Consider the following 15,625-nt stretch of genomic DNA (forward strand, 5'->3'; position numbering starts at 1 on the left):
CATGCTGCGCGCGAGCTGGAAGAGCCTCCTCGGCCGCAAGCTGCGGCTGTTCATGAGCGCCTTCGCGATCATCCTCGGGGTCTCGTTCGTCTCGGGGTCGCTCATCTTCACCGACACCCTGGGCAAGGCGTTCAGCGGGATCGTCGACACGGTCGGCGACGTCGTCGTGCGTCCCGACACCGTGAGCGGCGACTTCGACAGCGCCCCGTCGTCGGCCACGCTGCCTGGCTCGATGGTGCGCGACCTGGCGTCGGTGCCGGGGGTGGCGCGGGCCGACGGCAACGTCACCGACCCGACCACCTTCGTCGTGTCCAAGAAGGGCAAGCTCATCGGCGGTCAGGGGGCCCCCGGTCTGGGTCTGTCCTACAACGACGCGCCCACCGCGTCCGGTGAGCCGCCGGCCTTCATCAAGCAGGGCCGGTGGCCCGACCGCAAGGGTGAGGTCGTCCTCGACACGCTCACCGCCGAGCGGGCCGGCTACCGGATCGGCGACGAGGTCACGCTGGCCACCAGCAGCCCGACGCCGATCGTGCGCGCGACCCTCGTGGGCGTCGCCGAGTTCAAGTCCGGGCTCGTGGGCGCCACCCTCACCTTCTTCGACACCAAGACCGCCCAGGAGATGTACCTCGGCGGCAAGGACGAGTACACCGACGCGTGGGTGACCGCCAAGGACGGCGTGAGCCAGGAGGACCTCGCCAAGGCCGTCCAGGCCAAGCTGCCCGCCGGCTACGAGGCCGTCACGGGAACCGCCGTCGCCAAGGAGTCGCAGAACTCGATCAACCAGGCGCTGTCGTTCATCAACACGTTCCTGCTCATCTTCGCCGGCATCGCGTTGTTCGTCGGCTCGTTCCTCATCATCAACACCTTCTCGATCCTGGTGGCCCAGCGCAGCCGTGAGCTCGCGTTGTTCCGGGCCCTCGGGGCGGCCCGCACGCAGGTGACGCGGTCGGTGCTCTTCGAGGCGTTCGTGGTGGGCCTGGTGGGCGCCACCCTCGGGCTCGGGCTCGGGTTCGTCCTGGCCCTCGGGATCAAGGCCCTGTTCGCGACGTTCGGCCTCGACCTCAGCGGGTCGCCCCTCGTCTTCGAGTGGTCCACCGCGATGTGGTCGTATGCCGTGGGGCTGCTCGTGACCATGGTGGCGGCCTACCTGCCCGCTCGCCGGGCGGGCAAGATGCCGCCGGTCGCCGCGATGCGCGACGACGTGGCCCTGCCCGAGTCGGCCCTGCGCTGGCGGTTGCTGGTGGGCACCGTGCTGATGGTCGGTGGGCTGGTGGCCGGCTACCTCGGGGCCTTCACCGACATCGACCACTCCGCGTACTACGTCGGCGGCGGTGTCTTCGGGCTGCTGCTCGGGGTGGCGCTGACGAGCCCCGTGATCGGCCGGCCGGTCATCGCGGCGTGTGGGTTCGTCTACCGGCGGCTGTTCCGGACGGTCGGGGTGATGGCCGAGCAGAACGCCATCCGCAACCCGCGCCGCACGGCGGCCACCGCCTCCGCGCTGATGATCGGCCTCACGCTGGTGTCGCTGATGTCGGTGTTCGGGGCGTCGGCCAAGGCGAGCGTCGACAAGTCGATCAACGAGAACTTCGTGGCCGACTACGTCGTGTCCAACGCGATCGGCCAGCCGTTCTCGTCGTCGATCACGGCTGACGTGGCCAAGGTGCCCGGCGTGGAGGTGGCGACGCCGCTGCGGTACACCGTCTTCAAGTCCGGCGGGGACACCAAGTTCGCCGCCGCGATCGACCCCGCGACGTTCGGCCGGGCCGTCCCGGTCGAGGTCGTGCAGGGCAAGATCTCGGACCTGACCGGCAACACCGTCATGCTGACCGACAAGTCCGCCAAGGAGCTCGGCCTCGGCCTGGGCGACACGGTCAAGGCCTCGGTCGCGGCCGGCAAGGAGGGCACCTTCAGGGTCGCCGCGATCTACCGGTCGATGGAGGCGATGGACATCCCGGTCCTGACGTCCCTCGCGACGGCGACCGCGAACGGCCGGCCGCAGCAGGACAGCCTCACGTTCGTCGTCCGGGAGCCGGGTGCGGACAAGGCGGCGATCGAGTCCGGCATCGACAAGGTCATCGCGGACCTGCCGACGGTCACGCTCAAGGACCAGGACGCCTTCGCGGCCGAGCAGCGCAAGCCGATCGACCAGCTGCTCTACATGATCTACGCGCTGCTCGGACTGGCCGTGGTCATCGCCGTCCTCGGCATCATCAACACCCTCGCGCTGTCGGTGATCGAGCGGACCCGCGAGATCGGGCTGCTGCGGGCCGTCGGGCTCAGTCGCCGGCAGCTGCGGACCATGCTGCGTCTCGAGTCCGTCGCCATCGCGCTGCTCGGTGCGGTGCTCGGCGTCGTGCTCGGCCTGGCCGCCGGCTGGGGCCTGCAGCGCTCGCTGGCCGACGACGGCATCGACGTGCTGTCCATCCCGGTGGCCCAGCTGGCGATCTTCGTGCTGCTGGCGGGTGTCGTGGGCGTGCTGGCCGCGCTCTGGCCCGGACGGCGGGCCTCGCGGCTGGACGTCCTGCGGGCGATCACCACGGAGTAGCTGACGGCGGCGCCGGGGGTGAGCACCCGGCATACCCGCCATGGCGCCGCCCCGACCACCGGGCCGGGGCGGCGCCACGTCAGGTGAACATCCGCAGCGTCTGGGCCTCGGTCTCGGCGTACTGCGCGCCCGCCGCCCCGAGGACGGTGCCGATCGACTCCAGCGAGGTGCGCACCTGCCTCTGGGTGCCCTGCCACTCGGCCACCAGCGACTGGAAGCGGGCCGAGGCGGAGCCGGTCCACGCGTCCTGGAGGCCGTGCAGGCGGCTCATCATGGCGGTGACCTGGCTGTCGATCTCGGCGGAGATGCGGGCGATGTCGCCCGAGGCAGCGGTGATGCGCTCGGTGTCGACCTGGAACTGCATGGACATGTCTGACTCCTCGTCGTCGGCGGAGCCCCCATGACCTCCGCGGCTGGCTTCCGACCGTAGGGGAGTGGGCGCGCGGCCCCCGGCGGTTGTCCACAGGGTCACGGTCAGGCAGTAGCGTCGGTGCCGTGACGATCTGGATCGACCCGCCCGCCTGGCCCGCCCACGGACGGCTCTGGTCGCACATGATCTCCGACTCGTCCTATGACGAGCTGCACGAGTTCGCTGCAGCGCAAGGGATTCCGCGTCGCGGCTTCGAGGGAGACCACTACGACGTGCCCGAGGAGAGCTATCGCGGGCTGGTCGCGGCGGGGGCAAGGCCCGCAGACGGACGCGACGTGGTGCGGATGCTCCAGCGCAGCGGCCTGCGCATCCAGAAGCGCAAGCACGAGCGGGTCGTGGCGGCGGTGCCGGGCGCGTCCTGGCTCCCACCCGGGTCGCGCGCCGACGTCATCCTGTCGCGCCAGGACGACCCGCCCGCCAACACGGTGATCGTCCGGCTGGCGCTGCGTCGAGGCGGCGACCTGCTGCTCGTCGAGCGCGACGGCGGGTGGGACCTGCCCTCGCAGGCGGTCGGGGCACAGGCGGTGCCGGACGCGCTGGCAGGCCTCGTCGCGCGGCTCCTGGGTACGCCGGCGGCCCTCGCACCTCGGCTGGTCGGCTATGTCCGCAACACCGTCCCGGCCCCCGACGCCGGCTACCCGTGGCCGGTCCCCAAGGCGTGCTTCGCGGTCTACTCGGGTGAGCTCCTTCCGTCGGACGACTCCAGCGTCGGCACGTGGTTCGAACTCGCCCGGGCCGCCCGACTCGTGGGGGACCGGCACTGGTGGCCCCTGTTCGACCACGGCCCGGGAGTCCACCCGTGAGGCGGCAGCTGGGGCCCACGACGAGGGTGGACTACCCCGACGGGTCGGTGGCCGACGTGGAGCTGTGGCACTCGGACGAGCTCGTGCCCGAGGGCGAGGTCTTCGCCGCGATGGTGGTGCTCCGGGACGAGCTGGGGCGGTGTGCCGTCGCCTGGTCGCCGCGTCGGCAGGAGTGGGGCATCCCGGGTGGCGTGCGCGAACCAGGTGAGTCGGTGGCGCAGTGTGCGGTCCGCGAGGTGGCCGAGGAGACGGGGGTGCAGCTCGACGCGGCGGCGCTGACGCCGTGCGGGTCCGAGCGGTTCACGCCCGCCTCCGACGTCGGGAGGTGGCCCGTCGGTGGTGGTTCCATGCAGCTCTACCGGGCCACGGTGGCCGGCACGCCGGAGCTCCGAGCCGCGTTCGACGATGCGGTCGACCCGCAGTGGCTGACCGTCGAGGAGTTCGAGTCGCGCGCCGGTCACCGGTTCTGGTGGCCCATGGTCGCCGCGGCGATCAGGGCCGGGTGAGGTCCTTGAGCTCGGCGGCGAGGTTGGCGCGGGCCGCGTCCTCCCAGTGCTCACGGGCGTGCTCGGTCGCGTAGATCGTCTCCCGGGCGAGGAACGGGCCGAGGATCGCGGCACGCCCCGAGCGGAACGCGTCGTCGGGCACGGCGGCATACTCCTCTCGCACCTGACGGGTGTACTCGGCGTAGCGCTCGGGCGGTGCACTGAGGATCCACAGGTCGGCGTCGTGGAAGGCGGCACGGAGTCTGTCGGTGGTGAGGTCGTGGGTCTGCGTGGCGAGGACGAGGTCCCGGACGGTCTTGGCGTCGTCAGTGTCGAAACCGAGCGCCTGCAGGTCGCGCGCGGCGAGCTCGGCGCTGCGGATCTCGTTGTCACCCGGAGATGCCGGGTCGTAGACGGCGTCGTGGAACCACCCGGCCACCCGGGCCACCGTCGCCTCCCTGGCGTTGAGCTCGCGGGCGTTCTCGAGGTCCTCGAGCGCCCAGAACAGCTCCACCAGGTGGTGGGCCGTGTGGTAGCTGCGGTGCGGTTCCTCGAGCCGCCGCCGCAGGTCCGCGCCGATCGCGGCCACGGTGTCGTGGTGAGCGCGCGGGGCGAGCTCGGCGATGTCGAGGGTCCACCAGGTCTGCAGGGCCGGCACGGTCGAAGTCTTGCAGACGCAGGGGTCGGACGAGCTCCTTATGCCGCCCGCCCGAGCTCGGCAGGGAGGGGCTGCGCGTGGACCACGGTCAGGGCGGACACGGCGCGGGTGAGCACGACGTAGAGGCGGCGCAGTCCCGTGCGCTCGTCGGGCTCCGCTGCGGCGATCGCGGCCGGCTCGACGACGATGACGCGGTCGAACTCCAGTCCCTTGGCGACGGTGGCGGGAACGATGTCGACCTGGTGGTCGATATCGCCGTGGTCCTGCCCGAGCACACCATGATCGAATCCATTGCGCCGCAACGCCTCTGACAGGGACTCCACCATCGCATCCGGGGCGATGACGCCGATGGAGCCGGGTTCCTGCAGCTCGGTGGCCACGATCTCGGCCACGGTGTCCTCGAGTCGCGAGGCGTCGGCGGCGACCAGGTCGAGACGGCCTGGGTTGTCACGCACCGAGACCGGAGCCCCCAGCCCGGCAGCCATGTGCGGCAACAGCTGGGCGGCGTACTCGATCACGCTGGCGGGCACCCGGAAGCCGCGGTCGAGCACCTCGACGTGGCTGCCGGGCTTGCCGAGGTGGGCCAGCGACGACTCCCATGAGTCGGTGGCCCACGGGGTCGTGCCCTGGGCGATGTCGCCGAGCACCGTCGCGGCCCCGGTCGAGCAGCGGCGCCCGACTGCCCGCAGCTGCATGGGCGAGAGGTCCTGTGCCTCGTCGAGGACGACGTGCCCGAGCGAGGGGGTCCTCGCGATGTGGTCGCCCAGCTCGTCGAGCAGGACGGTGTCGGCGCGCGACCACTTCGCCGACCCCTTGCTCCGAGGACCCTTGTCCCACAACAGGACTCGTTGCTCATCCTCGGTCAAGAGACCGTCGGCGTGCTTGGCCAGGCTCTCGGGGTTCGACAGCAGGTCGAACAGCACCGCCTTGGCGTCCAGGGGCGGCCAGAGCGCCGAGACGTACTTCTTCACGATCGCCGAACGGGCCACCTGGTCCTGCACGCGGTCGTCGGGCGAGTCGCCGGATCCCTCGAGCTTGACCAGGACCGCGTGGGCCAGCCGCTGGGGGAGCATCTGCCGGGCGGCGTCGTAGCGCACCCCCCGCGACCGGAGCTCGTCCAGGATCTCGTTGACCTCGTATGCCGGGACCCGCCACTTGCGCACGCCGCGCGGCACCACGAGCGGCTCGGTGGCGGGCTGCACGGCCGACCACACGGCATACCGGAGCACGTCGGCGAGGCGGGCGTCGCCCTTGAGCAGCGCGGTGGCGGTGGAGTCCTCTCCACGGACCGGCACCGAGGCGACCAGCTCCTCGATCGTGGTGTGGGCGACCGACACCTCGCCGAGTGCCGGGAGGACGGCGCCGATGTGCTCGAGGAACGCGCGGTTGGGGCCGATCACCAGCACCCCGGAACGGGCCAGCTTGTCGCGGAAGGCATAGAGCAGCCAGGCCGCCCGGTGCAGCCCCACGGCCGTCTTGCCGGTGCCGGGCGCACCCTGGACGCAGATCGTCTCGTCGGGGCCGGCGCGGACGATCTCGTCCTGCTCGGGCTGGATCGTCGCGACGATGTCGCGCATCGGGCCGACGCGGGGGCGCTCGATCTCCTCGGCGAGGATCCGGCTGTGGACCTCGTGCTCGGAGCGGTCCTGCAGGTGCTCGTCCTCGTAGGCCGTGATCGCCCCGTGGTCGAGACCGAACCGGCGCCGCAGGACGACCCCCATCGGCTCGGCGTGCGATGCCCGGTAGAACGCCGTCGACATCCGGGCGCGCCAGTCGATGACCAGCGGGTCGCCCTTGGCATCGGCGACGTGGCGACGCCCGATGTACCAGCGCTCCGCACGGCCCGAGTCGTTGGTGTCGTCGGTGTCGATCCGCCCGAAGAACAGGGTGGACGACGGGTCGTCCTTGAGCGCGGCCGCTCGCAGCCGCAGGTTCCGGGCCAGGTGCTCGGCCGAGATCGGGTCGTGTGCCTGGACCTGCAGGGAGAGGGTCTGCTCGCGCATCCTGGCGAGGGCCTCGCGGGCGGCGGTGAGGTAGGACTGCTCGCGCTGGAGCTCTGGCGTCAGCGATGGCGGGACCGAGGCGGCAGGCACAAGGGTCCACCTTGCCACCGAACCAGTTCGCGGTCGAACGGATATCACCGCTCGGCTCCCCGACGACCCCTCCCCGAGGGTCCCTCCCCGGACGTGACGCATCCCCCCGGGAAGGGGTCCGGGGGGATGCGTGCGCGCCGCTGTCCGCACGTCGGCGGCGCTGGCCGCAGGAGGAGCGAGGTGCCCTCCGCGGACGATGGGACGTCAGCTCGTCGCCGCAGCCTTGGCCACGAGGGTCGTGGTGAGGTCGACGCGCTTGCCGTCGCGCAGGACGGTGAGCGAGACCTTGTCGCCGACGGACCGTTCGCGGATGTTGGCGACGAGGGACAGGGACGAGTCGACCGGGTCGTTGTCGACGGCGATCACGACGTCGCCCTTCTTCAGCCCGGCGTTGGCGGCGGGGGTGCCGGAGCTGACCGACGACACCTCGGCGCCGGCACGCTGGCTGGAGCCGTCGGTGGCCGTGCCGTCCTGCAGGGTGACCCCGAGGAAGGCGTGCTCGGCCTTGCCCTTGTCGATCAGCTGCGTGGCGATGCTCTTGGCCTCGTTGACCGGGATCGCGAACCCGATGCCGATGCTGCCGCTCTGGCTGCTGCCCGAGCTGCCCAGGGACGCGATCGAGGAGTTGATCCCGACGAGCTGCCCGCTGGAGTTGACGAGCGCGCCACCGGAGTTGCCCGGGTTGATGGCGGCGGACGTCTGGATCGCGTTCGTGACCACCTGGCTGGAGTCGCTGCCGGTCTGCGGGTCGCTCTGGCCCTGTCCCGGCAGGCCCTGCCCGAACGGGTCCTGCTGCGACTGGCTGTCGTTCTCGGCCTGTGTCGTGACAGGGCGGTTCAGGGCGCTGACGATCCCGGTCGTCACGGTGCCTGCCAGACCCAGGGGGTTGCCGATGGCCATGACCGGGTCGCCGACCTTGAGGTCGTCGGAGTTGCCCAGCGCCACGGCCTTGAGGTCGGACGGCGGGTCGGTCAGCGTGATGACGGCCAGGTCGGTGCTCGGGTCGGTGCCGGCGACGGTCGCCTTGTAGGTGCGTCCGTCGTTGAGGGCCACGCTGATCGTGGCGCCCTGCCCCGCACCGCTCACGACGTGGTTGTTCGTGAGGATATGGCCCTTGCCGTCGATGATGACGCCCGACCCCTGACCCTCACCCTGGCTGGTCGTCACCGTGATGGAGACGACGCTGGGGGCCACCGCAGCCGCCGTGGCGGTCCAGTTGGGGGCGGTGGCGTCGGCCTGGACGACCGGACCGTTGTCCGTGCCGCGACCCAGCGTCGTCGAGCTCGCAGAGGAGGAGGACTGCGAGTCGCCGAGCTGGGTCGCGGCGTAGGTGCCGCCGGTCGCGAGGACGGCGGCGAGCGCCGCGACGGCGGTGAGTTCCGTCCATCGGCGCGGTTTGGCCGGCTGGGCAGGCTCTGCCCCGTTCCCAGTGGGGAAAGAAGGGGGCGGCCCAGCCGGAGGCTGGAAGGCGGTGGGGTATGCCGGGTGGGCGCCGGCCGGCGCGTCGGCACGTGGCCCGGTGGGAGCAGCCCACGGGGACTGCTCGGCGGCCGGGGCGGGGCCCTGGTCGGTGCGCGGCAGCTCCTGGGTCTGGCCGTACCAGAACGGTGCCGTGTGGTCGCCGGTCTCGCGGGGGGACTCGGGGGATGCCGGGGTGGAGGGAGCGGGTGCTGCCTGCGACGCCCCCGGTGTCGCGGGTGCCGCGGTCTCCGGACGGGTCTCGGGGTGGATCTGGGTCATGGCTGTTCGCGCTCCTCGGGTGGCTTGGTGACCCCGAGTCAACCCGGCCAACGTCAAGGGGTGCTGGGGCTGGGCTGGGAGTTTCCTGTGGGCAGCTCCAGCACGAAGGTCGCCCCGCCACCGGGGGTCTGCGCGACCCCGATGCGACCGCGGTGGGCGCTCACGAGGGCGGCGGCGATGGCCAGGCCGAGACCGTTGCCCCCACCGGTGCCGCGCACGCGCGACGGGTCGGCACGGTAGAAGCGCTCGAAGACCCGGCGTGCCTTGTCAGGGTCGATCCCCGGCCCGTGGTCGCGCACCTCGACGATGGCGGTCTCGCCCGAGTCCCTCGTGCCGACGGCGATCTCGAGCGGTGTGTCGGCGGGCGTGTGGTTGAGGCCGTTGGACAGCAGGTTCGCGAGGACCTGCCGCAGCGACGACTCGTCGCCCGCGGCGACCGTGGGCTCGAGTGGACCCTCGAGGCCGGTCACGGAGATGGAGCGTTCCGGGGCGATGGCGCGCGCGTCCTGGACGGCGTCGGCGGCCAGCACGGTGAGGTCGACCGGGGCGAACTCCAGCGGTCGCTGGTCGTCGAGGCGGGCCAGCATGAGCAGGTCCTCGACGAGCCCTCCCATGCGGGTGGCCTCGCCCTCGATCCGTGACATGGCGCTCGCGACGTCCGCGGGTTCGCGGACCGCGCCCTGGCGGTAGAGCTCTGCGTAGCCCCGCACCGCGGCCAGCGGCGTGCGAAGCTCGTGGGAGGCATCCGCGACGAACTGCCGCATCCGCTCCTCGGACGCCTCGCGGGCGGCGAAGGACTGCTCGATCTGCGCCAGCATGACGTTGAGCGAGCGCGACAGCGACGTCACCTCGTCCTCGGCGGTGCGGGTCGGGATGCGGCGTCCGAGGTCGCCGTCGGCGATGGCGGCGGCGGTGTCCTCGATCTGGCGCAGCGGGCGGAAGGCGCGGTGCACGGCATACCAGCCCACGGCGGCACACGCCGAGAGCACGGCGAGGCCGATGAGCAGCTCGACGAGCACCAGCTTGCGGACGGTGGTGTCCACGGTCGTGAGGGGAACGGCGACGATGAAGGTGGCCTCGAAGTCCCGGGTCCGGCCGGCGATGGCCCGCCACTTCAGGTCGCCCGACTTCGAGCCGATGTAGAACGCCTCGTTGCTGCGCACGTGGGGGCTGGTGATGGGCAGGGCGCGGGGCATGTCCGGCGTCGTGGACTCGCTGGTCGGGTCGAGCTCGACCGGGTTGGACCCGTCGGACGGGTAGAAGATGACGGCGTAGCCGCTCGGCAGCCGGTTGGCCTGCTGTCGCACGATGGTGATGAGCGCCTGCTGGGCGACGCTGGGGTAGGCGCGCTCGAGGTCCGCGTCGACCCGGCCCACGAGGTCGCGCCGCATGAGGACTGCCGTGGCGGCCGCGGTCAGCGTCAGCGCGGCGAGCAACAGCACCAGCAGGATCGCGATGAGGCGCAGCCGCAGCGGCAGCGCCTCGAGCCTGCGGCTGACCGCCTCGCGTGGAGCAGGCCGGGTCACCCTCACTGCTAGGCCTCCGGCGGCTTGCGCAGGACGTAGCCGACCCCGCGTTTGGTGTGGATGAGCGCGGGCACGCCGTCGACGTCGATCTTGCGCCGCAGGTAGGAGATGTAGGACTCGACGATGCCGCTCTCGCCGCGGAAGTCGTAGTCCCACACGTGGTCGAGGATCTGCGCCTTGGACAGCACCCGGTTGGGGTTGAGCATGAGGTAGCGCAGCAGCTTGAACTCGGTCGGGGAGACGTCGATGCTGCGACCGGCGCGGGTCACCTCGTGGGAGTCCTCGTCGAGCTCGAGGTCCTCGAAGCGCAGGGACGCGCTCTCGTCGTGCTCCCCGCGCGTGCGGCGCAGGACGGCCCGGATGCGGGCCACCACCTCCTCGAGGCTGAACGGCTTGGTGACGTAGTCGTCGCCGCCGACCGTGAGGCCCTTGATCTTGTCGTCGACCGAGTCGCGGGCCGTGACGAACACGATGGGCAGCTGTCGCCCGGTGTCGCGGAGCTTGCGCGTGACCGTGAACCCGTCCATGTCGGGGAGCATCACGTCGAGGACGACGAGGTCGGGCTCGTGCGTGGTGGCCAGCTGGAGGGCGGTGGCGCCGTCACCGGCGACGTGGACCTCGAAGCCCGCGAAGCGCAGGGAGGTGGCGAGGAGCTCGCGGATGTTCGGCTCGTCCTCGACGACGAGGAGGCGGGCCTCGGGTTGCACAGTGGTCACACCTCAGTGTCCGTGCAGAGTCTGGGAGTTGCCTGTATGTCGTCTGGGTGAGTCACGTGCGTCCGACCCCGCGGGTCAGGCGGTCGCGTCCACGTCGTCGGCGTCGACGATGCGGTAGGCGTAGCCCTGCTCGGCGAGGAACCGCTGGCGGTGCGCCGCGAACTCGGCGTCGACCGTGTCGCGCGAGACCACCGTGTAGAAGTGGGCGGTGCGGCCGTCGCCCTTGGGGCGCAGGACGCGGCCGAGGCGCTGGGCCTCCTCCTGGCGGGAGCCGAACGTGCCGGACACCTGGATCGCGACGCTGGCCTCCGGGAGGTCGATCGAGAAGTTCGCGACCTTCGACACCACCAGCAGGCTGATCTCGCCCACGCGGAACGCCTGGAAGAGCTTCTGTCGCTGCGAGACCGGGGTCTCGCCCGTGATGACGTCGGCGCCGAGTCGCTCCGACAGCTCCGCGAGCTGGTCGAGGTACTGGCCGATGACGAGGGTGGGCTCGCCCTGGTGCTGGCGCACGATCCGCTCGACGACGGGGTCCTTGACCGGGCTGCACGAGGCCAGGCGGTAGCGGTCCTCGGGCTCCGCCACGGCATACGCGAGGCGTTCGGCGTCGGGCAGCGTCACCCGCACCTCCACGCAGTCGGCCGGCGCGATGTAGCCCTGCGCCTCGATGTCCTTCCACGGGGCGTCATAGCGCTTGGGGCCGATCAGGGAGAACACGTCGGCCTCGCGGCCGTCCTCACGCACGAGGGTCGCGGTGAGCCCGAGCCGGCGCCGGGCCTGCAGGTCGGCAGTCATCCGGAAGATCGGCGCCGGCAGCAGGTGCACCTCGTCGTAGACGATGAGGCCCCAGTCGCGGGCGTCGAGCAGGTCGAGGTGCGTGTAGACACCCTTGCGGCGCGTCGTGAGCACCTGGTACGTCGCGATGGTGACCGGCCGGATCTCCTTGCGGGCGCCGGAGTACTCGCCGATCTCCTCGTCGGTGAGGCTGGTCCGCTTGAGCAGCTCGTCGCGCCACTGCCGGGCCGAGACCGTGTTGGTGACGAGGATGAGCGTGGTGGCCTTGGCCTGGGCCATCGCACCGGCGCCGACGAGGGTCTTGCCGGCACCGCAGGGCAGCACCACGACTCCCGAACCGCCGTGCCAGAACCCGTCGACGGCCTGCTGCTGGTACGGCCGCAGTGCCCAGTCGGTGTTGTCGAGGTCGATGCGGTGGGCCTCGCCGTCGACGTAGCCCGCCTCGTCCTCGGCCGGCCAGCCGACCTTGAGCAGCTCCTGCTTCAGGTGGCCCCGCTCCGAGGGGTGCACGATGACCCGGTCGGCGTCGATGCGCTCACCGATGAGCGGCTTGATCTTCTTGTGCCGCAACACCTCTTCGAGGACGGGGCGGTCCGTGGTGCGCAGCACGAGCCCGTGCTCGTCGTCCTTCTCGAGGGTCAGCCTGCCGTACCGGTCCATCGTGTCGGCGACGTCCACGAGCAGCGCGTGCGGCACGGCATACCGGCTGTGGGTGATGAGGGCGTTGACGACCTGCTCCGCGTCGTGGCCGGCGGCGCGGGCGTTCCACAGCCCCAGCGGGGTGACCCGGTAGGTGTGGATGTGCTCCGGCGCGCGCTCGAGCTCGGCGAAGGGGGCGATCGCCCGGCGGGCCTCCTCGGCCCGGGGGTGGTCGACCTCCAGGAGCAACGTCTTGTCGCTCTGGACGATCAGGGCGCCATCAGGCATGGACGGTTAGCTCGTCCCGTAGGAGTCGAAGCTCGAGGAGCTGCTGCCGACCGCCAGCAGCCCGAAGAAGGCGATCGCCGCGACGATGACCACCACGAGCCCGACGATCACGGCGATCCAGCCCCAGCGGGTGTACTTCGCCGACTCACCCGGCTCGTCCTTCTTGGCCGCGGCGATGATGCCGAAGATGAGGCCCACGATGCCGAAGCCGCAGCTGATCGTCGAGAGGCCGGCGACGATGAGCAGGGCGATGGTGCTGCCGGAGAGCTGCGTGGAGGGGGCGTAGGCCGCCGGGGGAGCGCCGTACGGAGCCTGCCCGTAGCCGGGCTGGCCGTACTGGGCCTGGCCGTACTGCTGCTGCCCGTACTGGGCCTGGCCGTACTGCTGCTGCCCGTAGGGGCTCTGGCCGTAGGGGCTCGCGGGCGGCGGCGCGCCATACGGGCTCTGGTAGGGGGTGGCACCGGGCGCCTGGGGCGGGGTGGCGTAGGGGTTCTGCGGTGCGGACGCCTGCGGCGGGCCGTACCCCGCGGCCGGGGGCGCGGCGGGAGCCGCCGGACCGGACTGGCCCTCGGACGGCGGCACCGGCGGGACAGCCTGGGTCGCCGAGGTGTCGATGGGCGCGGTGTGGTCGGCCGGGTCGCTGGGGGCGGTGGGCTCGCTCGGGGCGGTGGGGTCGCTCGGGGCGGTGGGGTCGCGGAACTCGGGGTTCTCGTCGGACCGTGGAGTGTCGCTCATCGGGGTGTCCTTCGCCGTCGTGCCGCCGCCGGCCTGCGCGCCGGTCTCGGGCGACAATCTAACCCGCCCGGCTGTGGTGACGTGGCTGGTCGGCGGAACGCGCACCGGATGGCAGGATCGGGGGGTGAGCACCGGACTGCCGCAGCGTGAGCCGAACCCCGACCTCCCCGCCCGGGTCAGCATCTACGAGGTCGGACCGCGGGACGGCCTGCAGAACGAGAAGACCGTGGTCCCCGCGGCGGTGAAGGCCGAGTTCATCCGGCGCCTCGCGGCCGCCGGGCTGGAGACGATCGAGACGACGTCGTTCGTGCCGCCGCACTGGGTGCCCCAGCTGGCCGACGCCCGCGAGGTGCTCGCGGACCTCGGCGACGAGGGGCTCGGGCGCACCCGCCCCGTCCTCGTGCCGAACGAGCGGGGTCTCGACGACGCCCTGGCCGCCGGGGTGGGCGCCGTCGCCATCTTCGGCAGCGCGACCGAGACCTTCGCCCGCAAGAACCTCAACCGCAGCGTCCACGAGTCCATCGAGATGTTCTCCCCCGTCGTGGCACGCGCCCGCGACGCCGGGCTGTGGGTCCGGGCGTACGTGTCGATGTGCTTCGGGGACCCGTGGGAGGGGCCGGTGCCGGTCGAGCAGGTGGTCGACGTCTCGGCCCGGCTCATGGACCTCGGCGCCGACCAGCTCTCGCTCGGCGACACCATCGGGGTCGGCACCACCGGGCACGTCGCCCGGCTCCTCGACGCACTCGACGCACGGGGCATCGGCGCAGACCGGATCGGCGTCCACTTCCACGACACGTACGGCCAGGCGCTCGCCAACACCATGACCGCCCTGCGGCACGGCGTCACGGTCGTGGACGCGTCCACCGGTGGGCTGGGCGGATGTCCCTACGCCAAGAGCGCGACCGGCAACCTCGCCACCGAGGACCTCGTGTGGGCCCTCGACGGAGCAGGCGTGCACACCGGCGTCGACCTGGCCGCGCTCGTCGAGACGAGCACCTGGATGGCCGGGCACCTCGGGCGGCCCTCTCCCTCGCGGGTGGTCAAGGCCCTCGCGGGCGGCGACTGAGGGTCGGGCGCGCTCAGCCCGGCGCCGCGCCGGTGACCCGGTGGATCGACAACGTGCGCGCCGTCCCGTCGACCGAGCCGTGCACGCGCCCGCCCTCGACGCGGTCGGGATGGAACAGCAGCCGCTGCACGCGCCCGTCGGCGTCGGAGTAGCCGAGCCACACCGACTGCCGCTCGGCCGCGGCCTCGCGCAGGACGGCGAGGGTGGTGGTCGGGTCGGTGCTCGCGAGCGACGGCCCGGCGCGGGTGGACAGCTGCTCACGCTGGTATGCCGCGGCCTCCTCGCCCGCGCGCAGCGCACCGACCAGCGTGGTCACCAGCTCCTCGTCCACCACCCGGGACGTCACGGGGGCACTGCGCCGCTGGAGCGGAGTGCGGTGACGGCCCGCTGACGGGACGATGACGCCCCCGTCAGCGGTCTCGGCGACCGGTGCGAAACCGTTCTCGCGCAAGAAGTCCAGGACCGTCTCGGCCGCCACCGGCGAGACGAGGACGGTGGGTGCGATGCTGCGCAGCTGGAGCGGTGCCAGGGCGCGCTCGGCGACCATGGCGCCCAACGTCGTCTCGTCGTCGCAGCGGATGTACGCCCGGGCGGAGCCGACCCGGGCCTGTCCGTGGCGGCGGGCGACGTCGCGGACGAGGTAGTCGAGCGGCTGCGGGATCGGCGTCTGGCTCGCGTCGCCGAGGGCCGAGAGCACCTGGTCGACGGACCAGCCGGTGTCGAGGGCGCGGCGCACCGTGTCGGGTGAGAAGCGGTAGACGGTCGCGCCCCCACGCGACTCGATGTCGGCGACCAGTCGCATGAACGTCGCGAGGCCACCCTCGAGCGGGCCGGGCGCGATGGCCGTGAGGTCGGCCTGGAGCAGCACGTGGGCCACCGGCTCGGGCAGGTGCGGCTGCATGGCCGCGGAGAGCTCGCTGCCGTCGCCGGTGTCGTGCGCCAGGAGCGCAGCTCCTGCTTGCGACAGGGCGCCGCGGCCGACCACCCCGAGCCACTGGGCCTCGCGCAGCACTGCCTGCACGATGGTGTCGAGGCTCGCCGGGACCCGCCGCGGCCGGCGCCACCGCAGCGCCTCGGCGAGGTCCGCCGCCGACACCGCCTGCCCG

At 72.2% G+C, this 15,625-nt stretch carries 13 protein-coding genes; 4 read left to right on the plus strand and 9 right to left on the minus strand.

What is annotated here, in order from left to right; all coding sequences use genetic code 11:
• The first annotated feature begins 1 nt into the window (after window position 1).
• Window positions 2-2,545 (plus strand): ABC transporter permease, encoded by a 2,544-nt coding sequence (locus AC1DV7_RS01355; RefSeq protein WP_477593815.1) that lies wholly within the window; start codon window positions 2-4, stop codon window positions 2,543-2,545.
• 79 nt (window positions 2,546-2,624) lie between these two features.
• Here the strand turns inward: AC1DV7_RS01355 and AC1DV7_RS01360 are convergent, their stop codons facing one another.
• Window positions 2,625-2,915, minus strand: coding sequence for a WXG100 family type VII secretion target (locus AC1DV7_RS01360; protein WP_477593817.1), 291 nt, complete (start codon window positions 2,913-2,915; stop codon window positions 2,625-2,627).
• 125 nt (window positions 2,916-3,040) lie between these two features.
• Here AC1DV7_RS01360 and AC1DV7_RS01365 point away from each other — a divergent pair, with 125 nt between their 5' ends.
• Both AC1DV7_RS01365 and AC1DV7_RS01370 read left to right on the plus strand, forming a co-directional pair.
• On the plus strand, window positions 3,041-3,778 hold the full coding sequence (locus tag AC1DV7_RS01365; RefSeq protein WP_477593819.1) for a DUF4031 domain-containing protein: 738 nt from the start codon (window positions 3,041-3,043) through the stop codon (window positions 3,776-3,778).
• Window positions 3,775-4,284, plus strand: a complete 510-nt coding sequence (locus AC1DV7_RS01370; RefSeq protein WP_477593821.1) for an NUDIX hydrolase — start codon at window positions 3,775-3,777, stop codon at window positions 4,282-4,284. The genes AC1DV7_RS01365 and AC1DV7_RS01370 overlap by 4 nt, the downstream gene beginning before the upstream one ends.
• Here the strand turns inward: AC1DV7_RS01370 and AC1DV7_RS01375 are convergent.
• The 7 genes from AC1DV7_RS01375 to AC1DV7_RS01405 form a co-directional block, all read right to left on the minus strand.
• Window positions 4,271-4,921 (minus strand): HD domain-containing protein, encoded by a 651-nt coding sequence (locus AC1DV7_RS01375; protein WP_477593823.1) that lies wholly within the window; start codon window positions 4,919-4,921, stop codon window positions 4,271-4,273. The genes AC1DV7_RS01370 and AC1DV7_RS01375 overlap by 14 nt on opposite strands.
• 38 nt (window positions 4,922-4,959) lie before the next feature.
• Window positions 4,960-7,014, minus strand: a complete 2,055-nt coding sequence (locus AC1DV7_RS01380; protein WP_477593825.1) for a HelD family protein — start codon at window positions 7,012-7,014, stop codon at window positions 4,960-4,962.
• A gap of 204 nt (window positions 7,015-7,218) precedes the next feature.
• Window positions 7,219-8,754 (minus strand): S1C family serine protease, encoded by a 1,536-nt coding sequence (locus AC1DV7_RS01385; RefSeq protein ID WP_477593827.1) that lies wholly within the window; start codon window positions 8,752-8,754, stop codon window positions 7,219-7,221.
• A gap of 53 nt (window positions 8,755-8,807) precedes the next feature.
• The gene (locus AC1DV7_RS01390) at window positions 8,808-10,280 is read right to left on the minus strand and encodes a sensor histidine kinase (protein WP_477593829.1); all 1,473 of its coding nucleotides are present in this window, start codon (window positions 10,278-10,280) and stop codon (window positions 8,808-8,810) included.
• Window positions 10,281-10,288: 8 nt separating this feature from the next.
• Window positions 10,289-10,996 (minus strand): response regulator transcription factor, encoded by a 708-nt coding sequence (locus AC1DV7_RS01395; RefSeq protein WP_477593831.1) that lies wholly within the window; start codon window positions 10,994-10,996, stop codon window positions 10,289-10,291.
• A gap of 75 nt (window positions 10,997-11,071) precedes the next feature.
• Window positions 11,072-12,718 carry a DNA repair helicase XPB gene (locus AC1DV7_RS01400; RefSeq protein WP_477593833.1) on the minus strand — a complete coding sequence of 549 codons (1,647 nt, stop codon included), beginning with the start codon at window positions 12,716-12,718 and terminating at the stop codon, window positions 11,072-11,074.
• A gap of 6 nt (window positions 12,719-12,724) precedes the next feature.
• A complete protein-coding gene (locus tag AC1DV7_RS01405; RefSeq protein ID WP_477593835.1) occupies window positions 12,725-13,453 on the minus strand; it encodes a hypothetical protein in 729 nt (242 codons plus the stop codon).
• Between the two features lie 124 nt (window positions 13,454-13,577).
• Here AC1DV7_RS01405 and AC1DV7_RS01410 point away from each other — a divergent pair, with 124 nt between their 5' ends.
• Window positions 13,578-14,519 (plus strand): hydroxymethylglutaryl-CoA lyase, encoded by a 942-nt coding sequence (locus AC1DV7_RS01410; RefSeq protein ID WP_477593836.1) that lies wholly within the window; start codon window positions 13,578-13,580, stop codon window positions 14,517-14,519.
• Between the two features lie 13 nt (window positions 14,520-14,532).
• Here AC1DV7_RS01410 and AC1DV7_RS01415 read toward each other — a convergent pair.
• The coding region (locus AC1DV7_RS01415) for a helicase-associated domain-containing protein (protein WP_477593838.1) at window positions 14,533-15,625 on the minus strand (1,093 nt) is incomplete at its 5' end.

This window comes from Pedococcus sp. P2_E4, from assembly GCF_056403935.1.